Origin of the sequence: Planococcus soli, from assembly GCF_016881065.1 — a bacterium.
GTDB classification, from domain to species: Bacteria; Bacillota; Bacilli; order Bacillales_A; family Planococcaceae; genus Planococcus; species Planococcus soli.
On record NZ_WXYN01000046.1, the window covers coordinates 13,917 to 37,943 of the forward strand.

Consider the following 24,027-nt stretch of genomic DNA (forward strand, 5'->3'; position numbering starts at 1 on the left):
CAATGCGCATAGATAAATTCCTTTCCAATATGGGCTACGGCTCCAGAAAAGAAGTGAAAATCCTGCTGAAGACAAATGCAGTGGAAGTGAATGGCGAAGTCGTCCGCGATCCGAAAGTGCACGTCGACGAACATGCCGACATCGTGCTGGTGGGTGGAGAAGCTGTTGCCTATACCGAGTTTATCTACTTGCTGATGAATAAACCGCAGGACGTCATTTCAGCGACAGAAGATAAATACGATCAAACGGTCATCGATCTGTTGGACGAACAAGAGCGGCATTTCGAGCCGTTCCCTGTTGGACGCTTGGATAAGGATACCGAAGGGTTTCTGTTGCTGACGAATGACGGCAAACTGGCACATGAATTATTGTCGCCCAAAAAGCACGTGGACAAAACGTATTATGCGCTGATTGAGGGGCTAGTTACAGAAGAGGATGGCAAGGCGTTCGAAAAGGGCGTGGAGCTGGACGATGGCTACGTAACGAAACCGGCCATCTTGAACATTCTTGAAAGCGGTCCTGTTTCCAAAATTGAATTGACCATCACCGAAGGCAAGTTCCACCAGGTCAAGCGGATGTTTGAAAGTGTCGGCAAACGAGTGGTGTACTTAAAGCGCTTGTCGATGGGACCGTTAAGCCTTGATCCGGAGCTTGGACTCGGAGAATACCGCCATTTGACGGAAGAGGAAGTAACCAGTTTAAAACAAAGAAAATGACCGCATAGCTGCGGTCATTTTCTTTGTTTAGGAAATCTTTTTAGGACGTCATTTTCACTTTTCGTTGCGTCGTTGTCCATTTGCCTCGAGTTGGGCTGGTCACCAAGTCGTTAAAGGCTAACACATTCAAATCTCTTTGAATGGTGCGAGGAGTGATGCCGAATTCGTCGACAAGATCTTGCGTCGTTACAGTCCCATTTTCGAGAATGTACTTATACATATCTTTTATTCGAATGAGCATGCGATCGGTTGTAGGTTTCATGTTAATAGAACCACTCCTTCATCTTTTTCCATTGGCAAAGACTAGCGGACGATGTGCTGAGGTTTATACAGCCGGTTAATGATAGATGCCAAAGACAGCCCCTTTTCCTAAAAAGATGTGTCAATCTAACTAGTCTGACAATTTGATTATAGCGGAAAAACATCTCGAATTCTAGGATTTTCCTTTATTTTTACGTAAAAATAACAATAGAAAGACAGAATTTTTTGTGTTAATTACCGTCAAATTCTTTAATTTCCTGAAAAAAGGTGTACAATAGCCATAACAAAAAGGAGTGTGAAACATGGATTGGCTGTTAGAAGCAAAGAAACGCAAGAACACCATGCTGAGTGAATTGCAGGAATTAGTGGCGATTCCCAGCGTATTAAGCGAAGAAACAACGCCAACAGCTCCTTTTGGAAAAGAAGTCAAGCAGGCATTGGATTGGTTTTTGCAAAAAGGAAGAGCACAAGGGTATTCGGTGAAAAATGTTGGAGATGTTGCAGGGCACCTGGAAATCGGTCAGGGTGAAGAGCTGCTCGGTATTTTAGGGCATGTTGATGTTGTGCCGGCAGGTGAAGGCTGGACAAAAGACCCGTTCGGCGGAGAGATTCAGGACGGCCGCCTCTACGGACGTGGGGCCATCGATGACAAAGGGCCGACTATTGCGGCATGGACCGCGTTGAACATGCTGAAAGATTTGGATATGGAATTCACGAAGCGGGTGCGTCTGATTATCGGTACGGATGAAGAAAGCGGCTTCCGCTGTATGGACCGCTATTTCGAGACAGAAGAAATGCCTGCAGCCGCATTTGCGCCGGATGCAGACTTCCCTATCATCAATGCTGAAAAAGGAATTGCCAGCCTGAATTTTTCAACGTTCTCGATGCATGAGGATGCGATCCTTGAATCGTTTATAGCTGGACATCGGACCAATATGGTGCCCGATAAGGCAACTGCAATTTTAGATGGGCAGCTGGCAGAATGGCAAGAGGATTTTAAAGAATTTTGCTTGAAGCACAAGGTGACCGGTGTCGTGGAGCAGCACAACGCTTCGACTGAATTGACCTTGAATGGCAAGTCGGCTCATGCGATGGAACCGGAAAACGGCATTAATGCCGGAGTTCTGCTGGCATTGTTCTTGAAAGACCGTTTAGAAGGCGATGGCCAAAAGTTTGTGGAATTTGTCGCCGATACGTTCTACCAGGATTCACGGGGACGCAAACTGGGCCTTGATTTCGCAGATGATCAATCCGGAGAAACAACGTTCAATGCCGGAATTATTCGTTTCGAGAAAAAGAAAACCGCTATGATTACTGTCAGCATGCGTTATTCTGTAAGTTACCCATTCAAAGAAAAGATGGCTGCCTATCAGTTGAAGGATTTCGTACTGGACATTGCGTCCAATTCTCCTCCTCATTATGTGGACGAAAACGATCCGTTCATCAAAACGCTGCAAAGCGCATATGAAACGCAGACCGGCAACAAAGCAGATTTACTTGCGATTGGTGGAGGCACCTATGCGCGCGTATTGGATAAAGGTGTAGCATTCGGAATGCTGTTTCCTGGCGAACCGGATGTTGCGCATCAAGCGGATGAATTTGTCGACATCGACAATTTAATTAAAGCGACTGCGATTTACGCAGAAGCGATTTATCAATTGGCTTGCAAAAAATGAGGAAAGAGGGAATGGATATGGATTTGATATTGCACAATGGAGAGTTTATTCGTGAAGAAGACTTGGTGATTTCGAAGGAAGATCGCGGCTACCAGTTTGGGGACGGGATCTATGAAGTGATTCGCGTATATGACGGCAATTTGTTTACAGCAAAAGAGCATATCGACCGCTTCTATGAGAGTGCCGATAAAATCAAAATCGTCATTCCTCATACAAAAGATGTTTTCCATAAAATGATGTATGATTTCGTTGAAATGAATAATATCAACAACGGCCAAGTTTATGTTCAGATCACACGTGGTGCTGCAGAACGCCAACATCAGTTCCCGACTCAGGCAGAGCCCGTCATTACCGGCAACACCAAATCAGTAGAGCGTCCGGTCGCAAGCATGAAGTCAGGAGTGAAAGCCAAGTTTATCGAGGATATCCGCTGGCTTCGCTGCGACATCAAGAGCTTGAACTTGCTCGGCAACGTGCTGGCAAAACAGGAAGCTACCGAAGAAGGCTTTTTCGAAGCCATTCTGCACCGGGGTGAAACTGTGACAGAAGGCTGTTCATCAAATATGTACGGCATCAAAAACGGCACTCTTTATACTCATCCGGCCAATAACCTCATTTTGAACGGCATCACGAGAAGAGTTATTCTTGAGCTGTGCAAAGAGCTGGACATTCCAGTGGAAGAAAAAGCCTTTACAAAAACACAGGCACTCGAAATGGATGAATTTTTCATGTCTTCAACGACTACAGAAGTAATGCCTGTTATTGAGATTGGCAGCCAAAAAATCGGACAGGGCGTACCGGGAGAATTGACCCGCAAACTGCAGTCTGCTTTTGAAGTACGAATTGGGGTAGGCGTGAAATCGTAATCTCAAAATGTTCAGAAGAAAAGTGATTGGCTCCGGCCAATCACTATTTTTTTGTGTCTGCGCACATGGTAAACTGAAACCAGGTGATGACAATGAAGCCACATTATTTTATTGGGATAAAGATCCCATCTGCAATTTCGAAAAAACTGGATGAAGAACGCCGCTCATGGAATATGCAAAGCCATAAAAGGCAAACGCCTCCACAGGACATGCACATCACGCTGCTGTTTATCGGAGAAGATGTATACGATGAAATCGGCCAGGCTGAAAAATTGCTGTCCAGTATCAAGCAACCGCCGTTCAGCTTGGCAGTTGATGGCATAAAGGCGTTCGGCAACCCCTCAACACCCCGTATCATTTATGCTTCGCTGGAAAACAGCGAAGAGCTGCAGGGGCTTCAGCGGCAGGTACTGGAGTCTCTTGAACCGCTGCAGATCCGGCCAGACCCGAAAGAATTTATACCCCACATTACATTGGCCAGCAAATGGGCTGGCGGTGCTCCTGGCGAACCGCAGTTTTCGATCGGCAAGATGCGATTCGAAGTAACGGAGTTCTCACTGTTCCAAATTGCGCCAAAGGAAAATCCTCGTTATCGAAAGATAGCGAATTATGTGTTGGAAAAAGATGTTGAATAGCAAAAGACGGTAGGCGAGTGCTTATGAAAATAGTATTTATCATTAATCCCGCAGCGGGTAACGGCAGAGCGTTAAAAAAATGGCACCGTTTTGTTAAAACTGTCAACTTTCCGTTCGACCAGGTCACGACGCGCTTTTCGGGGCACGCTGCTGAGATTGCGGCTGGCTACCGGGAACGGCAGGAATCTGCCTTGTTGATCGGATTTGGCGGAGATGGCACGTTGCGTGAAATTGTCGCCGGCGCGGCCGGTGCCAAAGAGCTGATTGTCGGTTCCGTAGCAGCAGGGTCCGGCAATGATTTCACAAGAGCTTATGGTACATTCAAGGACGCACGGGCAATTGAGAAATTTCTCTTAAATCCTGTATATCGTAGAGAAGACTTGGCGCAACTTATTGATGGCACTGGTTTTCAGTTTGTCAGCAGCTCAGGGATCGGCTTTGACGCAGAGATCACCATCGCCGTCAACCGGTCAGCCAGTAAGAAAAAAATGAATCAACTGGGCATCGGCAAACTGGTTTATGTTTTGTATGTCGTCCGGACGTTTTTGAAGTTCGAAAAATTCACTTTGTCCGTGGAAGTCGATGGCAAGTGGATCACTTACAGCGATGTCTGGTTGGCAACGGTCAGCAATCAGCCCTATTTTGGGGGAGGCATGCGAATTTCCCCTGCATCAATAACAGACGACGGATTGCTTGAATTGACGGTCGTCCACCAAATTTCACGTTTGAAACTATTGCTGGTTTTTGGTACGGTATTCAGCGGAGCACATACACGTTTTAAAGAGGTCAGCCAGATGAGCAGCACGGAATTCAGGCTATCGACTGACAAGCCGGTTTGCCGGCATATCGATGGTGATGATGCCGGTATGAGCCTTCCAAACGAAATGGTCGTTTATTCGGTCAGCCAGTATGATTGGAAATCAATATATTAAAGGAATAGAAAGAGGATGAAACATGAGATCACGTTTTAAACCATGGGCAGCAGATTTAATCGATACGCATCCGGAAATTGTAATTCCGGACCCAGAGCAGAAAAAAGGTAAATGGCAGGAAGTCTTCGGCAATAAACACCCGCTCCACATCGAAGCAGGAACCGGCAAAGGCCGTTTTATCATTGGAATGGCAAAAGCCAATCCGCATATCAATTACATCGGAATCGAGCTTTTCGACAGCGTGATTGTAACGGCACTGGAAACAGTTTTGGAAGAAGAGCACGGCGTCCCTAACCTGCGGCTTTTGAAAGTCAATGCCAAAAAAATTGCCGAGTATTTCGACAAAGGGGAAGTGGACAGGCTATACCTGAACTTCTCGGATCCATGGCCCAAAAAGCGCCACGCCAAGCGTCGTTTGACGCACGAATCTTTCTTGGAGCTTTATGAAGCGGTATTGCCGGAAAATGGAGAAATTCATTTCAAAACCGATAACCGCAAACTCTTTGAATATTCGCTTACGAGCATTTCTGAGTATGGTATGTTATTGAAAGAGGTCTCATTGGATCTTCATGACAATGAACCCGAATGGAACATCATGACCGAATACGAAGAAAAATTTTCGAAAAAAGGCCAGCCGATTTACCGGATGGAAGCACAGTTTTCAGTTAGCTGATCATGACAAGGGGGAAAAGGGAATGCAGAAATTTCAATTTCACGACATGGTTTTAACCTGGCTTGATGGGGGGACGACTTTTCTGGATGGCGGCACGATGTTTGGGGTAGTGCCAAAAGTCATCTGGTCAAAGCGTTATCCGGCAAATGAAAAAAATCAAATCGAATTGCCGACACATCCGATATTAGTCCAATTTGAAGGGCATAATATCTTGATCGACAGTGGGTTGGGCGATGGCAAATTGACAGATCGCCAACTGCGTAATTTAGGGGTTTCCGAGCAGTCACGGGTTGAAAAGGATTTGGCGGAGCTCGGTTTGACCGTTGAAGATATTGATACAATTCTGATGACCCACCTTCATGGAGACCATGCAGCCGGTTTGACAAAATGGCAAGGCGACGAGATGGTATCGGTATTTCCGAATGCAAAAATTCATGTATCCGCAGTCGAATGGAATGAAATGCAGCATCCGAATATCCGTTCAGGCAACACATACTGGAAAGAAAATTGGGAACCGATTGTCGGACAAGTCGAAACTTTTGAAGGAGAGAAAATCTTGTTTGATGCCATAACGTTAATCCATACAGGCGGCCATTCGGATGGCCACAGCGTTATCAAGATGACCAGCGGCAATGAAACCATCCTGCATATGGCAGACATCATGCCAACGCATGCTCATCAGAACCCATTATGGGTATTGGCATTTGACGATTATCCGATGGACTCGATCTATGCAAAAGAAAAGCTGATGAAGGAAGCGCTGGAAAACGGCTATTACTTCAGTTTTTACCATGACGCCTACTACCGTATCCTAAAATGGAGTGCGGACGGCAAAGAAATTGTTGAATCGCTTGTACGCAAGGAAAAAATGGTGTAAAAAAAGGAGCCGAGGGGCTCCTTTTTTTACACCTGTTTTACTTCAATGACTGCGCCAGTGAAGGCATCAGCCAAAAATTCGAATTGCTGCAGTTCGTCTTCCTTATGGCGAGTGATGCCGCCTTTATAAACTTCAGTCGTTAACGCGTGCTGCTTGTATGGCTCGGTTTTCATGAAAATCCAAGAGCCATCAATGGGGCCTTCTTCTTTAAATGCAGATTTGACTTCTTTTAGTACGTCATCTGCCGGGTATAGTTTTTCCTTGCGATCATACAATTCTTTTACCAAATAGGCTGCTGCTACACCTGTAGCAAATCCAATAAGCAAATCACGATTGTTCACTAAAATCCCTCCTCTGATTACTGGATAAATTGTACCATAAAATTTTGAAGGGCGAAATGATAGCATTAAAGATGGTATTCTTTCGAAAAACGAAATATAAAACTGGAAATTTTCTGATAAAAGCTCTAAACTGAATGGAGACAAGTTATTATATAAGTAATGATAAGAAATTAAGGTTCTAACGGCGTATGGAAAAGTGTGATATAAGTCGAACTAATGATTTTCGCCAGCTGCCAGGCCCGCGGAAATCATTGCTACTTACATAGGAGGAATTTTGATATGAATGCTGAAACACGTGAAATGTTTAAAACCTTAACGGAATTGCCTGGAGCGCCAGGCAGTGAACATGCAGTCCGGAAATTTATGCGGCAGGAGCTCGGCAAAGTATCCGACCGACTTATTCAAGACAACCTGGGAAGCATCTTCGGCGTAAAAGATGGACAGCAGGATGGACCGCGCATTATGGTAGCGGGCCATATGGATGAAGTGGGATTTATGGTAACCCAAATTACCGATAACGGCATGCTCCGATTCCAGACTTTGGGCGGCTGGTGGAACCAGGTGATGCTGGCAACACGCGTTGAAATCATTGCTGGCGAAAAAGCAATTCAAGGTGTTATCGGCTCGATTCCTCCTCATCTGTTGAGCGAAGAACTTCGCAGCAAACCGATGGAGATCAAGAACATGCTGATTGACGTTGGAGCAGACGACAAACAAGATGCGCTGGCGATGGGTATCCGTCCCGGCCAGCAAATCGTGCCGTACAGCCCCTTTACACCAATGGCCAATGAAAAGAAAATCATGGCCAAAGCCTGGGATAATCGCTATGGCTGCGGACTGGCCATTGAACTCCTGAAAGAACTGAAAGATGAAAAGTTGCCGAATCAATTATTTTCCGGTGCGACAGTTATGGAAGAAGTCGGTTTGCGCGGTGCCCAAACGGCTGCCACAATGATCAAACCGGATCTGTTTTTTGCTCTCGATGCCAGCCCGGCTAACGATGCAACAGGCGACAAAAATGAATTCGGCCAGCTGGGCCAAGGAACCCTATTGCGCATTCTCGACAAAAGTATGGTGACTCACCGCGGCATGCGTGAATTTATCCTGGATACTGCTGAAACACATAACATTCCTTATCAATATTTCGTCTCACAGGGCGGCACAGATGCAGGACGCGTGCACACCACGAACGAAGGAGTTCCAAGTTCAGTCATTGGAATCTGTTCCCGCTATATCCATACATCGTCATCAATTATCCACACAGATGATTATGCAGCAGCTAAAGAGCTATTGACGAAACTAGTGAAAGCGACTGACCGAACGACGCTTGAGACCATCAAACAAAATGTCTAAAAAGTGCCTGCGGGCTCTTTTTTTTGGAAAGGAACAGTGGAGATGAAAAAAAATCGTGCAGCAATTGCCTCAAAAAATCCTGCGAAAATCAACGCCGTATCAAGTGTTCTTACGGACATGGAGTGGACAGTCGATTTATCTGCTGTAGATGCCGAATCGGAAGTGTCAGCGCAGCCTTTCTCGCAGCAGGAAACGCGTCAAGGTGCAGTAAACAGGGCCAAAAATGCTTTAGGTGATTTTGATTTTGCCATTGGCTTGGAGGGCGGCGTCTACGAAATGGAAGGGATTCTTTATCTGTGCAACTGGGGTGCTTTAGCAACTCAGGATGGGCGCATGTATACAGCGGCTGGAGCTCAGATTCCATTGCCACCCGAGATTGCAGAAGGCCTCCATAAGGGCATTGAACTCGGACCTGTCATGGACGACTATGCCAATGAAATCGGAATCCGCCATCATAAAGGCGCAGTCGGAATCCTGACAGACGGTTTCGTCAATCGGGGTGAAATGTTCAGCCATGTCGTCAAATTGCTGATTGGTCAATACCAGCGGGACAGCGATTAAGTTGCATGTCCATGTAAACACCTTTAAAATAAGGAGCAGTAATGTAAGGGGGAAAAAGTGTGCCTCGGTATGGATTAATTTTTATGCTGCTTTTGCTGGCAGGTATGTTGGCTGCCTGCAGCGCAACGCCAGAAGAGCAGATTGTAAAGGGAATAGCAAATGCGCAAGGCGCGTTTGAAGACGAGCCGGAAAATGCCAACGAAACAGTCGGAAAAACCAATTTGTATGTTCCGAGCGGCTATAATATTGAAGAACCATCGGATGGCTTTGATAGCTTAATCACAAAAGGCGGCGATTCTTTTGCTTTACTCATCAATCCGAACGAAGGAGCTGCCAGCACTTTTTTCTATGATCTTCAAAAAGAGGATTCCGAACAGCTTTGGGTAGCGGATGAGACGTTTCAGCAAAATGGCCGCTTCGGATTTGCGACAGTAGAAGAGATTGCGGATGACCAGTTGGAGCTTGTAGTCAGCGCCGGTGGTGTTAAATTGACGACTGTAACAACAGAAAACCAAATCCCACAAAATATGGACTGGATGATGAAAACAGTCCGTTCAATTGATAGTGACGAATAGGAGAGTAGTACAATGAAAAGCTTACAGTCAACGGAAGAATTCCATGAATTGACAAAAGAATCTGCAGCGATTTTCATGTTTACGGCAGGCTGGTGTCCGGATTGCCGCGTCATTGATCCTGTTATGCCTGAAGTCCAAAAAGCGTTCCCAGATTATACTTTTGTATCCGTAGATCGCGATCAGTTTATTGATTTGTGCATCGAGCAGGATGTTTACGGCATTCCAAGCTTCCTTGCTTATGCGAATGGCCACGAAACTGGAAGATTCGTCAGCAAAGATCGCAAAACGCAAGCAGAAATCGAAGGGTTTATTTCGAATTTGCCAAAATAACAATAAAAACGGTTCGCCTAGACTAGGCTGAACCGTTTATTTATGAAAGTGAGGCCAAAACAACGATGAAATCTACTGAACTTTTTAATATACTTAGAGAGCGGATGCCAAGCCGCCAATTGGAATGGCGCTATGACCGGGAAAACGACACAGCACATATCCAACATCAGGAAATCGGCAAAGGCATCAGCATCTCCTTGCCGCAAGTGATCAACCGATTTGAAGCGAATGGCGACGCAGCAATCCAGGAGATCGTCTATACAATTACGGAAACGTTCGATGCAATGGAACGGGAAGCAAAGGGCGAAATGAAATCAACCGAGCATATTTTTCCGGTCATCCGTTCAACTTCATTTCCAATCGAATCCAACGAAGGCCACCGGTTCATTACCGCTGACCATACCGCCGAAACACGCATCTATTTTGCTTTGGATGCTGGCACTACCTATCGCTTAATTGACGAAAATGTGTTAAATTCATTAAGTCTGTCAGAAGAGCAGATTAAGGAAATCGCGAAGTTTCAAGTGAAAAAATTGAAAACTGCTGTAAAAGAAGACCATGTTGCCGGTAATATTTTTTATTTTCTCAACGAAAATGACGGCTATGACGCTTCACGAATTTTAAATGAATCTTTCCTGAAAGAAATGAAAGCAAAAATTACCGGAGATATGACCGTATCCGTGCCCCACCAGGACGTATTGATCATCGGTGATATCCAAAATGAAACGGGATACGATGTGCTTGCACAAATGGCCATGCATTTCTTTACGAATGGTAAAGTGCCGATCACTTCCTTGTCGTTCATTTATGAAAATGACGAACTCGAGCCGATTTTTATCATGGCTAAAAATAGACCTAATGAGGAGAACGATAAAAAATGAATGTATTCTATAATAAGCAGGGAATTGGCGATGTGCTGCTGGTTCAACTGCAAACAGAAACTCCTGAAAAAATCCATCCTGAGCAATCGGGAGACGTAACACTAATTAAAGATGAAAACGGCACAATTGCCGGATTCAATTTGTTCAATGCTTCAAGCTATGCAGAGCTTCCGGAAGGGGAGCCAGTAGAACTGTCAGAAGGGCTTGTGACTTCTTTGCAGAACGCTCTTGCGAAAAACGATATTGATTTTACATTGGAAGTGGATTTCTCGCCGAAATTTGTCGTGGGCTTTGTGGAAGCAAAAGAAAAGCATCCAAATGCCGATAAATTGAATGTCTGCCAGGTTTCTGTCGGCGGAGAGCAACTGCAGATTGTCTGCGGTGCGCCCAACGTCGAACAAGGGCAAAAAGTGGTCGTGGCAAAAGTAGGAGCTGTTATGCCTTCAGGAATGGTCATCCGTGATGCGGAACTTCGGGGAGTGGCATCGTCCGGTATGATCTGTTCAGCAAAAGAATTGGCTTTGCCGGATGCACCTCAGGAAAAAGGCATTTTTGTGCTGCCTGAAGATGCAGAAATCGGTTCAGCTTTCCAAGTAAAGGCGTGACGCAAAATGAGCTGGATTAAAAACGTATGGAACCGCATGTTCACAGATGATGCTGACGAAGTCGAAGAAGAGGTCATTTATGAAACACCACCCCCGGCAGCAAAAAAAGAAAAAGCGCCTTTTCGCTTTCCGGTAATTCCGGATGAAGAAAAAGACGATTTTATCCATGACGTAAAACGAGCAGAAAACCGCCCTAAGATGCCAATTTTTGATGAGCGGGAAAGAGAGATTCTTCGGAAAGAGTCGGAACATCCGGCTGGAAAACCGATCATGGGGCCAAAAGAGGCGCCCGTACGCCCTTCGGCAGCAGCTGCAAAACGAAAAGCTGCAGAACTGCCTGTCAATACGGCACGCCGTTTCGAACCAAGCCGTTCCGTATCATCGGTTTATGGCTATAACACGGCACGCCCTGCTCCAACCCAAAAACTGACTGAAGAAAGAGAAAGTAAATACAACCGTGAACTGCATGATGAAGCGATCCAAGAAAGAGCAAGAGCTGGCTGGCATAAGCCAAGACCTGTAATTGAACACGAGTTCGCACCAATTTTTGAAAAAGAGCCAGCAGTACAGCAAACTGTTCCTGAAACAGCACCAGATATGCCGGAAATTGAGGAACCTCTTTCAGTTGAACCGCATGAAGAGAAAAAGGCTGAAACTCCGGAGTTTGAAACGGAAAAAAAGACAACCGAAACAAGCCAGGTACATATGGAATCTCCAGCAATGGAAATTGCAGACAACAAAGAATGGACTTCTGTAAATGAGACAGAGCTCGAACCGCAATCAGAACTGGATTCAAGTCCAGAACTGCAGAAAGAACCAGAGGCGGAGATTGACCTGGCATTTGAGACAGAACAAGATTCGGAACCTGAATCTGAACTGCCGAAAGATCCGAATCCAGAAAATTCATCATCATCTGAGTTGAGTGTGGATACAAAAACAAAATCACAATATGAACCGAAGCGTGAAAAAACTGTGCCGTTCAATGTTTTGATGCTAAAGTCAGACAAGGAACTATTGAAAAACAAAGCTAAATCACAGCCAGATGCCGCACCAATTCGTGAAGTGGGCGAAGTTCCGGCTGAAAGTGCGGAAAAAAAAACGGCAGATTCAGCTGAACAGCCACCAAATTCGCTGAATTTGGTGGCTAGTGGCGAGTCCAAAACCTACGAATTGCCGCAGTTGGAATATTTGATGGCACCCGAAAACGATCGGAAAGACGAAGAGTGGATGGAAGAACAGGGAGTCCGCCTGATTGAAGCTTTGTCTTATTTCCAAATCAAAGCCGAAATTCTCAGTACGGTTCAAGGACCAGCCGTCACACAATTTGAATTAAAGGTTGCCCAAGGCATAAAAGTCAGCAAAATCCGTAATTTGGCGGATGATTTGAAATTGGCATTGGCTGCCCGGGATATTCGGATTCAAGCGCCTATTCCCGGCAAAAGCTCCATAGGCATCGAGATTCCAAATCGAACGAGCCGTGCTGTGAGAATTTCAGAAATAATCAATAGTCCTGTATTCCAGGATTCAGATTCTCCATTAGAAGCAGCACTTGGACTGGATTTGACAGGCAAACCGGTGACATTGGATTTGCGAAAAATGCCGCACGGTTTGATTGCTGGGGCTACTGGTTCCGGAAAATCTGTCTGCATCAATTCATTATTGGTCAGCCTGCTTTACAAATCATCACCGAGAGATCTTAAACTGCTGCTGATCGATCCAAAAATGGTCGAGCTGGCACCATATAATCACATACCACATCTTGTCAGCCCAGTCATCACAGATGTCAAGGCGGCAACTGCATCGCTGAAGTGGGCTGTTGAAGAAATGGAGCGCCGCTACCAATTATTCGCACATAGCGGTGTCCGTGACATCAGCCGGTACAATAAGCTGGTGAAAGACAAAGGGGATTATGCGCAGCATCTTCCGTATATTTTGATTGTTATAGATGAATTGGCGGACTTGATGATGATGTCTCCTTCAGATGTAGAAGACTCAATTTGCCGCATTGCGCAAAAAGCCCGTGCTTGCGGAATCCATCTGGTAATTGCGACGCAGCGTCCGTCTGTCGATGTTATTACGGGATTGATTAAATCCAATATTCCAACGCGCATTGCGTTTTCCGTTTCATCACAAGTAGACAGCCGCACTATCCTTGATTCTCAGGGAGCGGAGCGTCTTCTCGGAAGAGGGGACATGCTGTATCTTGGCAACGGCATGTCAGCACCTAGCCGATTGCAGGGCACATTTGTAACCGATGATGAAATTGAAAAAGTCATTGAGCATGTGAGGCAGCAAGGGAAGCCTGAATACTTTTTTAAAGAAGAGGAATTGATCAAGCGAAGCGAATCTCCGGGTGAACAGGATGACCTGTTTGAAGAGGCATGCCGTTTTATTATGGTACAGGGCAGCGCATCGACTTCTCTCCTGCAGCGGAAGTTCCATATCGGCTATAACCGTGCAGCCCGGTTGATGGATCTAATTGAGCAGCATGGTTTTATTTCCGAGCAGAACGGCAGCAAAGCCCGTTCGGTATTGATCACAGAAACCGACATTGAAGAAGTGTTTCATTAAGATTCCGGAAAGATCGATTGAATATAAAGAATACTGGCTCATTTTAACCAGTTGTAAATATATGATATAATATGGCATTATGTTTATCTTCATCAGCTATAGATTTCGCCTGGCGATTTGTGTAGACTAATTTTCAGCTCCCACAGGAGGTTCATTTATGACAGTTTTACATTTTACCGGAATCAAAGGTTCCGGTATGAGTCCACTTGCGCAAATCATGCATGATATGGGCGAACAAGTTCAAGGTTCGGATATCGAACAGCATTTTTTCACTGAAGACCGGCTTCGTGACAGAGGCATAACTATCTTGCCTTTCGACGCCAACAATATCAAAACAAACATGACCATCGTTGCAGGAAATGCATTTGGAGATGATCATCCTGAATTGGTCAAAGCGCGTGAATTAGGTGCGACCATCATCCGCTACCACCAGTTTTTAGGCGATTTGATGAAGCAATATGTTTCGGTCGCCATTACGGGAGCGCATGGTAAAACTTCTACTACGGGCTTAATGGCCCATGTACTGGAAGGATACAAGCCCGTGTCTTATTTAATCGGTGACGGAACCGGCGTCGGCCAGGCAGATTCTCATTTCTTCGTGGCAGAAGCCTGTGAATACCGCCGCCACTTTCTTGCCTACCATCCTGATTACGCGATTATGACTAATATCGATTATGATCATCCGGATTATTTCACAGGAATCGATGACGTTTTTAAAGCGTTTGAAGAAATGGCCCAGCAAGTGAAAAAATGCATCATTGCCTGCGGGGATGATGAACACCTTCAGCAGATTCAAGCGCCAATTCCGGTTGTTTATTACGGATTTGGTGAAGAAAACGATTTCCAGGCGAGAAATGTAGTGAAGACGACAGCCGGAACGACTTTCGATGTAGTCATCCGCAATGAATTTTTCCATACGTTCACGATTCCGATGTTCGGCGATCATGCGACTCTAAATGCGTTGGCTGTAATTTCATTATGTCATTACGAAAACATTCCAGCGGATATTATCCAGCAGCAGTTCGAAGACTTTGAAGGCGTTAAGCGGCGCTTTACCCAAACCTCGATCGGAGACCGCATTTTGATTGATGACTATGCACACCACCCGACAGAAATCCGTGCAACGCTGCAATCTGCACGCCAGAAATATCCCGAGCGGGAGCTTATCGCAATTTTCCAACCGCATACGTTCACGCGTACACAGACTTTTTTGCAGGAGTTCGCGGATTGTCTTACTGAAGCGGACCATGTATACTTGTGCGACATTTTCGGCTCTGCCCGTGAGAAAGCCGGAACCTTGAAAATACAGGACTTGGCAGAGAAAATTGAGGGCAGCCGTTTGTTGGCATTGGACGAAGTGGGTTCTTTGAGACAGCATGGCAATGCCGTGTATCTGTTTATGGGAGCAGGAGATGTCACCAAATTCCAGGAAGCTTTTGAAAATGAATTAAATGCAGGAAAAACAGTTTAACTTTCGGGTTGAACTGTTTTTTTTATGCAGGAATCTAATTGTTTTTGTTGAATAATAATAGAGACCGTGTTTAATCCAAACTCATCAAGGGTAGAAAAAGGATATAACATAATTCGCTAAAAGGAGGAAACAGGATGGATTGGCAAATCTTGCTTTACATTGCCGCGATCGTAGCCGCTATTGGATTCTTAGTTCTATGCGTAGCGTTGGCAATAACATTAAATTCGTTGAAAAACACATTGAAAGAAGTTTCAGGCACCGTAGCTGGTCTTGAAAATCAATTGCAGGGGGTAACGTTGGAAACGACTAACCTGTTGCATAAAACAAATGAACTTGCTGAAGACATTCAGATAAAGTCAGAAAAGTTGAATGGTGTCGTAGACGCAGTGAAAGGCGTCGGCAACTCTGTTACTGATTTGAACTCTACAGTTCGCAGCATCACTTCAAAAGTTGGTGTCCAAGTCGAACAGAATGAAGACAAGATTGCTCAAGTAGTACAATGGGGCAACGTAGTCATGGGGATCCGTGACAAATGGAACGAACGCAAAATTTATGAAACTCGTGCAAATGCAGCATATGCACCAGTACCAGAGCAAAAGAAATTACCGCATAACGAACAATATTAAGATCAGTTTTCACTACTAAAATTAAACGGAGGTAATATTAATGAGCAAAAACAAAGATTATTACACTCAATCCAACTTCAACGATTCACAGTATAACAAGGATTACTATTCGCAAGGCGGCCAGAACAGCGGCCAGAATTATCAGCAGAGCGATTATGTACCACAATCATACGGAGCTTCTAACCGCTACGACGATCTTTACGATTACGAAGAATCAGGCGGAGGCTCAAGTTTCCTAGTTGGAATTCTGGTCGGCGGGATTGTTGGAGCTGCGGCTGCATTATTCCTTGCACCTAAATCCGGCAAAGAATTTCAGGCTGATTTAAAGACGCAAGCTACTACGCTGAAAGAAAAAGCGTCTCAGCAGTCGGATTCGTCTAATGATGATTCAGCTGGCTTTGCGCAGCAATTAAAAGACCAGTCCACTAAAGTGGTTGATAAAGTGAAAAACCTTAAAGGCGGAAACTCGCCTATGGACGATGGCACTGCTTCTTCAGAAGGAGAGGAGTCAATCGACATCCACTCAACGGTTCAAAACACTCCGAACAAATCAGATAGCAAAGGTTCTGATGCATTCACTTCTACTGCCAATGCTTTAAAAGAAGCGGTTGAAGAAGTTAAAGAAGAAAAGAAATCAGATTCAACTTCATCAACAGCTGGCAGCACAGGCAGCAGCACGAACAGCAACAATGCAAATTCAAGCAAAGGTCCAAACACGACCAGCAACAACAACAGCAATAAGTCGTCAAACTCAAGCAATAACAGCAACAACAGCAACAACAGCAACAAATCATCATCAAATGCTTCAAGCAACAGCTCGTCTACTAGCAATAACTTCAACAAAAAGAATTAATCTGGGAGCGGTTTAGATGAAAAACTTAGTGCAAGTAAACAGTCTGGACAGTTTAAAACAGGCAGTGGGGCACAATCAGCATTATTGGCTGTTTAAGCATAGCAGTACATGTCCTGTATCTGCTGAAGCGTGGAATGAATTTAACGAATATTGTTCGTTGCATCCCAACCAAATCTTTTTGTATCTAGTAGTACAGGAAGATCGCGAATTCTCTCAAGCGATTGAAGAGATTACGGGCATCAAGCATGAATCGCCCCAATTGTTCCATTTTACGAGTCAAAAAGTAGACTGGCACGCTTCCCATAACAAGATTAAAAGACAATCTATGCAGGAATTTATCGCCTGAGAAAAAGCCGAAGCCTTGGTGCTTCGGCTTTTTTGGTCTGAAAAACACTTTAGCGCGTTGAAGCGCTAAAATATTTTCCGTGACTTTCCCGAATTGTTTGCTTATAATAGTCCTATCATGATAATATGAGTCACCTGCAAAAGGTAATTCGCGAAAGGGGAAGTTATAGAATGAGTAATTTAGAGTTAGAGCAACTAAGAGAAAAAGTGGACGCAGTCAACCTGCAGATTCTGTCTCTGATCAATGAGAGAGCTTCCGTGATTCAGGACATCGGAAAATTGAAAGAAAAGCAAGGAGTTGACCGTTACGATCCGTTGCGGGAACGCCACATGCTGAACTTGCTGAAAGATAATAATGACGGTCCGTTAGAACAGAAGACCGTTGATCATATTTTCAAAGAAATCTTCAAATCGGCCCTGAATATGCAAGAAGAAGATACACGTAAAGCATTATTGGTTTCGCGTAAAAAGAAAGCCGAAGATACCGTTATCAATATCAATGGCGAGCAAGTCGGTGCTGGTGATCCTTCATTCATCTTCGGTCCATGTGCAGTAGAATCACAAGAGCAAGTTTCAAAAGTTGCAGAAGCTATTGGAGCAAAAGGTTTGAAAATGATCCGTGGTGGAGCTTACAAGCCGCGCACATCGCCTTACGATTTCCAAGGTCTTGGATTAGATGGTTTGAAGATGCTAAAAAAAGCTGCAGACCAGTACAATCTAGCTGTTGTTTCAGAAATCGTAACGCCAGGACATCTCGAAGCTGCTCTTGATTATGTGGATGTGGTCCAAGTCGGAGCTCGCAACATGCAAAACTTTGAATTGCTGAAAGCAGTGGGTTCGATCAACAAACCGGTTTTATTAAAGCGTGGTATGTCGGCAACTATTGAAGAATTCATCAACGCAGCTGAATACATTATCGCTTCAGGAAATGAAAACATTATCCTATGTGAACGTGGTATCCGCACATACGAAAAAGCGACTCGCAACACACTCGATATTTCTGCAGTGCCAATCTTGAAACAAGAAACGCATCTTCCGGTATTTGTTGACGTAACTCACTCAACAGGCCGCCGTGACCTATTGCTGCCAGCAGCTAAAGCTGCGATCGCAATTGGAGCAGATGGCGTAATGGCTGAGGTTCATCCGGATCCGGCAGTAGCATTATCCGATGCTCAACAGCAAATGGATTTAGGCCAATTCGATGAATACTACGATGCACTAATGAAATTCATGAAACAGTATGAATTGAAAATATAAGCCTGAAAAGCCGGATAAACTCCGGCTTTTCTTTTTTTAGTTGATATTACTGAAGAATTTGTCGTATGATTAGAGAAAGACTGGAAAAGGAGGGCGCACAATGACCGTTACGATATACGATGTGGCAAGAGAGGCGAACGTTTCGATGGCTACTGTGTCACGTGTAGTTAATGCCAATCAAAACGTAAAACCTGCCACAAGAAAGAAAGTACTGAAAGTAATAGAAGAATTGGGCTATCGTCCAAATGCTGTTGCTCGTGGACTTGCAAGCAAGAAGACAACGACGGTCGGCGTCATCATACCCGATATTTCCAATAGCATGTATGCTGAATTGGCCCGTGGAATTGAAGATATCGCTACAATGTACCGCTACAATATCATTTTATCGAACTCGGATCAGAACCAAAATAAGGAACTTCAGTTATTGGAGACAATGCTCGGAAAACAAGTGGATGGAATCGTCTTTATGAGTGATGTAATTTCAACTGAACTTCTTTATGAAATGGAACGTTCTCCAACACCAATCGTCCTGGCGGGTTCAATTGACGAATCCGCAGCGATTGCTTCGGTCAACATTGACTATTATGGTGCTGCTTATGAAGCTGTTAAGAAGTTTATCGAAAATGGCCATAAGAAAATTGCTTTTGTTTCAGGTCCGTTAACGTCAATGATCAACAAAGAATACAAGCTCAAAGCTTATAAAGAGGCTTTGGCGGATGCAGGAATCGACTTCGATGAGAATTTGGTTGTGGAATGCAACAATTCTTACGATGAAGGTATCGAGTCTGTTCAAACTTTGGCGCCATTCGAACCGACTGCTTATTTTGTCAGCAACGATGAAATGTCAATCGGGGTAATACATGGTTTGGAAGAACAGGGTAAAAAAATACCTTCAGATGCAGAAGTCATCAGCTATGAAAATTCCAAGCTGGCGCGCATGGCACGCCCAATGCTGACATCTGTCGCATTCCCGTTGTATGATATCGGTGCGGTCTCTATGCGTTTATTGACAAAGTATATGAACAATGAAGAAATTGAAGAAAAACAAGTCATTCTTCCATACCGGATCGAAGAAAGACAATCGACCAAAAACGATTAATAGCGAATTCCGCTTAAATAGTAATTGCAAAAGCTGACTGGACGAAAACCCAGTCAGCTTTTGTCGTTTATTCAGTTGGTTGTTCGATATGGACAACTTATTTTTAGTTTCTATAAGTAAAGCTGCAGAGCCAACGGAATTATTTCCGTTGGCTCTGTTTTCTGCGTGTATTCTTTTTAATTGTTGCGAATCATGTATAAAGCTTTGTTAAGCATTTGAAGATTTTTATCGGTAATTTCCGATTTTCGGGGAATGGCTTGATACATATTCGGTGGATCTTCCCACGTATCGATCAATTTGACCGGTGATTCCGGCTGCCATTGTTCTATCCAGGATTCGGGCAATTTGCCGGAAGGGATTGGGAAATTGTTCATTTCCAGCCAAATTAGGGACCACGCACGGGGGACAACCCGCCATATATCATAACCGCCGCCGCCAACGGCTATCCAACGGCCCTCACAATACTCATGAGCGAGTTCGTGAGCAATCCTGGGTATTTCCTTGTAAATATTCATAGTCCCGTATAAATGAGTCAGAGGGTCCAAATAATGGGCGTCTGCTCCGTTCTGTGTTAAAATGACATCCGGCTTAAAGAATTCGATAATTTCTTTCATCGATGTACGGTAGATTTCAAGAAAAGATTCATCTTCCGTAAACGCATCTATAGGAAAGTTGAAAGAAGTGCCATATCCTTGTCCGCTGCCGCGTTCATTAATATTGCCTGTCCCTGGAAAGAGATAGCGTCCCGTTTCATGGATCGAAACAGTGCAGACATCGGGATCATCGTAAAAGCTCCATTGAACTCCATCTCCATGGTGCGCATCGGTATCAATATACAATACGCGGGCATTGTATTTGGTTTTCAGGTAATTGATGGCGACCGAACTGTCATTGTAGATGCAAAAGCCGGATGCTTTGCCTCGGAAGCCGTGGTGAAGTCCGCCGCCCAAATTTAGTGCGTGCTGTGCTTTGCCTTCCATAACATAATCGACAGCCGTTAATGTTCCCCCGACGAGCCGGGCGCTGGCTTCATGCATATTTTCAAAAATTGGCGTATCCTCAGTGCCGATACCGTAGCTTTCGCCTGCTTCCGGTGTCACTTCGCCGCGGCTGGCCTTTTTGACAATATCGATATAGCGCCCATCATGGGCCAGCAACAGTTCTTCGTCAGTAGCAATCCTTGCAGGAACAATCAAATCATCTGGAAGCGCATTCATTTTTTTTAATAAATCAATGGTCAAAACGAGCCTTTTCTGGTTAAAAGGATGAGTTTCAGAAAATTTATACCCCAATTGATCTTCTGAAAAGATGAATACCGCATGTTTCATTCGTTCACTTGAGGCATGCTTGGCCATAGGACATCGAATCCTTCTTTACGCAGGTCGTTGATGATGGCGAGTGGGTTCATCGTCTGAACGCGGAAAACAAGAACTTTGTTGCTGCTGTTTTCTCTGTCGGGGTAAACGAGGACACTCAGCACATTGACGTTCTGCTGATGAAATACTTTCGAAACTTCGTACAGGATGCCGGATCGGTTTTTTACACGCACTTCAATTTGCGAACCTGGCTGGTGTGCGCCGGTCAGTTCGATAAACGTATACAAAAGATCTGTTTCTGTCAGGAATCCGACAAGCTTTTCATTGCTGACAACGGGAATGCAGCCGATCTTCTGTTCATAAAAAATCATCGCCACTTCTTCTACAAAGTCGAGAGGGTGGGCAGTTATTGGATTGGGCGTCATAATTTCTGAAACATTCTTTTTATAAGGCTCGCCTTTTGGCGCAACCGTGAATCTTGAAGGAACCGCATCTTTTAGATCGCGGTCTGTGACGATGCCAACCACTTTGCCATCATCAACGACTGGTGCGTGGCGAATACGCTGTTCTTTGAATAGATGCATAACATCCTGTACTGTCTGATCAGATCTCAGCGTATGGACATCGGTTTTCATGATTTCTTCCACTAACATAAGAACACCCCTTTTGTGTTAACTCAATACATATAACGATTCATAAATCGCAGCTGATCGAACTTTTGGATGGATTCATTATCAACGCGGCTGCCAATTTTGGCCATCAGGCAGTTTGCCGGGTGCGAGCTGATTTCCGGATCGTCGGTAGCGTAGTATTCCAGCCCGCCGGCCTGCATCATTTTCTCCATGATTTTACGGTATTCCCATACATTCAAACCTGTACCTTTTAAATCCCAGTGCCAATAATACTCGGTTGTAATGACGATGAAATCCTCAAAGGCATCGTCCTGCATCGACACCTTCAGCAATGTTTTGCCGACGCCGCTGCCTCTGTACTTGGGAATGACTTCGATCGCCCCAAGTTCGATCAGGTTTTCCATTTTTCCTTCCGACCAGCGTTCAAGGGGATCAGGATAAAGGAATGTGACATAGCCCACAATCGTGTTGCCTTCCCGTGCAATTAAAATTCGGCCTTCCGGCAAGTCCGCAATTTCCGAAATAGCCTTGTGCTGCTGAGCGGGCGGCCGGAATGCGACCAGGTCTTCATGAAAATCCATTTCGATCAATTCTTTTCCGGGAATAGGGCCTTCAATGATTAAAGTGCCATGCTGAGTTTCCAGTTCCATAGAGTTGTACGTTTTTTTATGTTCCATCATTTCACCACCTGTAGAATACAATTAGCTATATTATACATGAACGAAAAGGGCATTTGGAAAAAAGCTGGTGAAAAAAGCTATATTTTCTAAAAAGTTAAAATAATTCGCAATCATTTGTGGCAATGTTGTAGAATATAAAGTAATCAATGCGAAAGGGTGATCAGGATGAAAGTGGAAGCGTTACCAGCACGACAAGGAAATCATCAATTACATAATTACGAAGAAATTGCCGCCAGCTTCGATTGGGCAGAAGTTGAGAAGGAGTTTAGTTGGTATGAAAGCGGCAAAGTCAATATGGCTCATGAAGCGATTGACCGGCATGCCGACTCCTACCGTAAAAATAAAGTCGCGCTTTACTATAAAGATCAGAACAGAAATGAATCTTATACATTTTATGAAATGAAGCGCATGACGAACCGTGCAGCAAACTTGCTCGAATCGACTTCGAATCTGAAAAAAGGGGACCGGATCTTTATTTTCATGCCGCGTTCTCCAGAGTTGTATTTCCTGATGTTCGGGGCGCTGAAAAAAGGGCTGATTGTAGGGCCGTTATTTGAAGCATTCATGGAAGGGGCTATTTACGACCGTCTTGATGACAGCGAAGCAAAATCAATCATCACGACACCAGAGCTGCTGGAGCGCGTGCCATTTGACCGTTTGCCTAAGTTGGAAACAATCTACCTGGTGGGAGAAAACATTGAAGAGCGGGAAGGCCATATTGATGTGATGAAGCATTTGCCGAACAGTTCCGATAAGTTTGAGCCCGAATGGCTTGATAAAGAAGATGGCTTGGTGCTGCATTATACATCGGGTTCTACTGGCAAGCCGAAAGGTGTTTTGCATGCCCAATATGCAATGGTGCAGCAATACCAGACCGGCAAATGGGTTTTGGATTTTAATGAAACCGATATTTACTGGTGCACCGCAGATCCGGGCTGGGTAACCGGAACGGCATATGGCGTCTTCTCGCCGTGGCTGAATGGGGTAACCACTGTTATTTTAGGGGGCAGATTTTCTCCGGATGGCTGGTATAAAGCAATTGAAGATTTTGGCGTGACTGTGTGGTACAGCGCACCGACTGCATTCCGCATGCTTATGGGAGCAGGAGATGCCTTAGTGAAGGATTATGATTTATCGACTCTCCGCCATGTATTGTCAGTAGGGGAACCGTTAAATCCGGAAGTGGTCAGATGGGGAGCTCAAGTTTTTGATAAACGCATCCACGATACGTGGTGGATGACAGAAACAGGTGCACAAACCATCTGCAACTATCCGTCGATGGACATAAAGCCAGGTTCTATGGGCAAACCGGTGCCGGGCATCAAAGTCGCAATTGTCGATGACCAGGGCAATGAACTGCCGCCGAATCAAATGGGCAACTTGGCGATTGAAAAAGGATGGCCGTCGATGATGCGCCAGATCTGGAACAATCCGGCAAAATACGATTCCTATTTCCTGAAGGATAAGTGGTATGTATCGGGAGATTCAGCTTATATGGACGAAGAAGGCTATTTCTGGTTCCAAGGGCGGGTAGATGATGTCATCATGACTTCTGGTGAACGCGTCGGCCCATTCGAAGTAGAAAGCAAATTGCTGGAACATCCAGCAGTTGCAGAAGCAGGCGTGATCGGCAAGCCGGATCCTGTCCGCGGTGAAATCATTAAAGCATTTGTTGCATTGGTTGATGGATATGAGCCGTCAGAAGAATTGGTGCAGGATATTCAGCAATTCGTCAAAAAAGGGCTGGCTGCCCATGCAGCTCCCCGTGAAATAGAGTTTAAGGACAAGCTTCCAAAAACTCGAAGCGGGAAAATTATGCGCCGAGTTTTGAAAGCTTGGGAGTTGGATTTGCCGACAGGCGATTTGTCTACAATGGAAGATTGATACTAAAAAGC

General features: G+C 44.8%; 26 protein-coding genes. 21 read left to right on the forward strand and 5 right to left on the reverse strand.

The genetic code is table 11. The features are described from left to right. The first annotated feature begins 2 nt into the window (after window positions 1–2). Window positions 3–716, forward strand: a complete 714-nt coding sequence (locus GJB59_RS13785) for a pseudouridine synthase (RefSeq protein WP_142829445.1) — start codon at window positions 3–5, stop codon at window positions 714–716. Between the two features lie 40 nt (window positions 717–756). On the opposite strand, the gene GJB59_RS13790 is transcribed toward GJB59_RS13785, so the two are convergent. Further along, complete coding sequence (locus tag GJB59_RS13790) at window positions 757–978, reverse strand: DeoR family transcriptional regulator (protein ID WP_142829443.1); 222 nt, start codon at window positions 976–978, stop codon at window positions 757–759. 301 nt (window positions 979–1,279) lie between these two features. On the opposite strand from GJB59_RS13790, the gene pepV reads away from it, so the two are divergent. The 6 genes from pepV (at window position 1,280) to GJB59_RS13820 (ending at window position 6,636) form a co-directional block, all read left to right on the forward strand. Then, the gene (gene pepV, locus GJB59_RS13795) at window positions 1,280–2,653 is read left to right on the forward strand and encodes a dipeptidase PepV (RefSeq protein WP_142829441.1); all 1,374 of its coding nucleotides are present in this window, start codon (window positions 1,280–1,282) and stop codon (window positions 2,651–2,653) included. 17 nt (window positions 2,654–2,670) lie between these two features. Next, a complete protein-coding gene (gene dat, locus GJB59_RS13800) occupies window positions 2,671–3,519 on the forward strand; it encodes a D-amino-acid transaminase (protein ID WP_142829439.1) in 849 nt (282 codons plus the stop codon). A gap of 92 nt (window positions 3,520–3,611) precedes the next feature. Then, window positions 3,612–4,154, forward strand: a complete 543-nt coding sequence (thpR, locus tag GJB59_RS13805) for an RNA 2',3'-cyclic phosphodiesterase (RefSeq protein WP_142829437.1) — start codon at window positions 3,612–3,614, stop codon at window positions 4,152–4,154. Between the two features lie 23 nt (window positions 4,155–4,177). Further along, on the forward strand, window positions 4,178–5,086 hold the full coding sequence (locus tag GJB59_RS13810) for a diacylglycerol/lipid kinase family protein (protein WP_142829435.1): 909 nt from the start codon (window positions 4,178–4,180) through the stop codon (window positions 5,084–5,086). 22 nt (window positions 5,087–5,108) lie between these two features. Beyond that, the gene (trmB, locus tag GJB59_RS13815; protein ID WP_142829433.1) at window positions 5,109–5,759 is read left to right on the forward strand and encodes a tRNA (guanosine(46)-N7)-methyltransferase TrmB; all 651 of its coding nucleotides are present in this window, start codon (window positions 5,109–5,111) and stop codon (window positions 5,757–5,759) included. A 22-nt stretch (window positions 5,760–5,781) separates the two neighbouring features. Continuing rightward, on the forward strand, window positions 5,782–6,636 hold the full coding sequence (locus GJB59_RS13820) for a YtnP family quorum-quenching lactonase (protein ID WP_142829431.1): 855 nt from the start codon (window positions 5,782–5,784) through the stop codon (window positions 6,634–6,636). Window positions 6,637–6,662: 26 nt separating this feature from the next. On the opposite strand, the gene GJB59_RS13825 is transcribed toward GJB59_RS13820, so the two are convergent. Beyond that, window positions 6,663–6,977 carry a PepSY domain-containing protein gene (locus tag GJB59_RS13825; protein ID WP_142829429.1) on the reverse strand — a complete coding sequence of 105 codons (315 nt, stop codon included), beginning with the start codon at window positions 6,975–6,977 and terminating at the stop codon, window positions 6,663–6,665. Between the two features lie 279 nt (window positions 6,978–7,256). Here GJB59_RS13825 and GJB59_RS13830 point away from each other — a divergent pair, with 279 nt between their 5' ends. The 13 genes from GJB59_RS13830 (at window position 7,257) to ccpA (ending at window position 19,504) form a co-directional block, all read left to right on the forward strand. Continuing rightward, window positions 7,257–8,330 carry a M42 family metallopeptidase gene (locus tag GJB59_RS13830; protein ID WP_142829427.1) on the forward strand — a complete coding sequence of 358 codons (1,074 nt, stop codon included), beginning with the start codon at window positions 7,257–7,259 and terminating at the stop codon, window positions 8,328–8,330. Between the two features lie 42 nt (window positions 8,331–8,372). Beyond that, window positions 8,373–8,891, forward strand: coding sequence for a DUF84 family protein (locus GJB59_RS13835; protein ID WP_142829425.1), 519 nt, complete (start codon window positions 8,373–8,375; stop codon window positions 8,889–8,891). Between the two features lie 59 nt (window positions 8,892–8,950). After that, window positions 8,951–9,466 (forward strand): hypothetical protein, encoded by a 516-nt coding sequence (locus GJB59_RS13840; RefSeq protein WP_142829423.1) that lies wholly within the window; start codon window positions 8,951–8,953, stop codon window positions 9,464–9,466. A 12-nt stretch (window positions 9,467–9,478) separates the two neighbouring features. Continuing rightward, window positions 9,479–9,796: a thioredoxin family protein gene (locus tag GJB59_RS13845; protein ID WP_142829421.1), complete on the forward strand. Its 318-nt coding sequence runs from the start codon at window positions 9,479–9,481 to the stop codon at window positions 9,794–9,796. A gap of 65 nt (window positions 9,797–9,861) precedes the next feature. Beyond that, window positions 9,862–10,677: a DUF1444 family protein gene (locus GJB59_RS13850; RefSeq protein ID WP_142829418.1), complete on the forward strand. Its 816-nt coding sequence runs from the start codon at window positions 9,862–9,864 to the stop codon at window positions 10,675–10,677. Continuing rightward, window positions 10,674–11,282, forward strand: coding sequence for a YtpR family tRNA-binding protein (gene ytpR / locus GJB59_RS13855; RefSeq protein ID WP_142829416.1), 609 nt, complete (start codon window positions 10,674–10,676; stop codon window positions 11,280–11,282). Before GJB59_RS13850 ends, ytpR begins: the two co-directional genes overlap by 4 nt. Window positions 11,283–11,288: 6 nt before the next feature. Continuing rightward, on the forward strand, window positions 11,289–13,853 hold the full coding sequence (locus tag GJB59_RS13860; RefSeq protein ID WP_142829413.1) for a DNA translocase FtsK: 2,565 nt from the start codon (window positions 11,289–11,291) through the stop codon (window positions 13,851–13,853). Between the two features lie 157 nt (window positions 13,854–14,010). Next, the gene (murC, locus tag GJB59_RS13865) at window positions 14,011–15,324 is read left to right on the forward strand and encodes a UDP-N-acetylmuramate--L-alanine ligase (protein WP_142829411.1); all 1,314 of its coding nucleotides are present in this window, start codon (window positions 14,011–14,013) and stop codon (window positions 15,322–15,324) included. A 134-nt stretch (window positions 15,325–15,458) separates the two neighbouring features. Then, on the forward strand, window positions 15,459–15,950 hold the full coding sequence (locus GJB59_RS13870; protein WP_142829409.1) for a DUF948 domain-containing protein: 492 nt from the start codon (window positions 15,459–15,461) through the stop codon (window positions 15,948–15,950). 40 nt (window positions 15,951–15,990) lie between these two features. Beyond that, on the forward strand, window positions 15,991–16,803 hold the full coding sequence (locus GJB59_RS13875; RefSeq protein ID WP_142829407.1) for a YtxH domain-containing protein: 813 nt from the start codon (window positions 15,991–15,993) through the stop codon (window positions 16,801–16,803). 16 nt (window positions 16,804–16,819) lie between these two features. Then, a complete protein-coding gene (ytxJ, locus tag GJB59_RS13880; RefSeq protein ID WP_142829404.1) occupies window positions 16,820–17,149 on the forward strand; it encodes a bacillithiol system redox-active protein YtxJ in 330 nt (109 codons plus the stop codon). A gap of 170 nt (window positions 17,150–17,319) precedes the next feature. Then, the gene (locus GJB59_RS13885; protein ID WP_142829401.1) at window positions 17,320–18,405 is read left to right on the forward strand and encodes a bifunctional 3-deoxy-7-phosphoheptulonate synthase/chorismate mutase; all 1,086 of its coding nucleotides are present in this window, start codon (window positions 17,320–17,322) and stop codon (window positions 18,403–18,405) included. Window positions 18,406–18,505: 100 nt separating this feature from the next. Next, on the forward strand, window positions 18,506–19,504 hold the full coding sequence (ccpA, locus tag GJB59_RS13890; RefSeq protein ID WP_142829399.1) for a catabolite control protein A: 999 nt from the start codon (window positions 18,506–18,508) through the stop codon (window positions 19,502–19,504). Window positions 19,505–19,680: 176 nt separating this feature from the next. Here ccpA and GJB59_RS13895 read toward each other — a convergent pair whose 3' ends face one another. Genes GJB59_RS13895 through GJB59_RS13905 form a run of 3 tightly spaced genes read right to left on the reverse strand, consistent with a single transcriptional unit; the run spans window position 19,681 to window position 22,129 of the window. Continuing rightward, window positions 19,681–20,859 (reverse strand): acetoin utilization protein AcuC, encoded by a 1,179-nt coding sequence (locus tag GJB59_RS13895; RefSeq protein WP_280525838.1) that lies wholly within the window; start codon window positions 20,857–20,859, stop codon window positions 19,681–19,683. Further along, a complete protein-coding gene (locus GJB59_RS13900; RefSeq protein WP_142829397.1) occupies window positions 20,829–21,473 on the reverse strand; it encodes an acetoin utilization AcuB family protein in 645 nt (214 codons plus the stop codon). The genes GJB59_RS13895 and GJB59_RS13900 overlap by 31 nt, the downstream gene beginning before the upstream one ends. 23 nt (window positions 21,474–21,496) lie before the next feature. Continuing rightward, a complete protein-coding gene (locus GJB59_RS13905; RefSeq protein ID WP_142829395.1) occupies window positions 21,497–22,129 on the reverse strand; it encodes a GNAT family N-acetyltransferase in 633 nt (210 codons plus the stop codon). A 168-nt stretch (window positions 22,130–22,297) separates the two neighbouring features. Here GJB59_RS13905 and acsA point away from each other — a divergent pair, with 168 nt between their 5' ends. Next, on the forward strand, window positions 22,298–24,016 hold the full coding sequence (gene acsA / locus GJB59_RS13910) for an acetate--CoA ligase (protein ID WP_142829393.1): 1,719 nt from the start codon (window positions 22,298–22,300) through the stop codon (window positions 24,014–24,016). Window positions 24,017–24,027 lie beyond the last annotated feature (11 nt).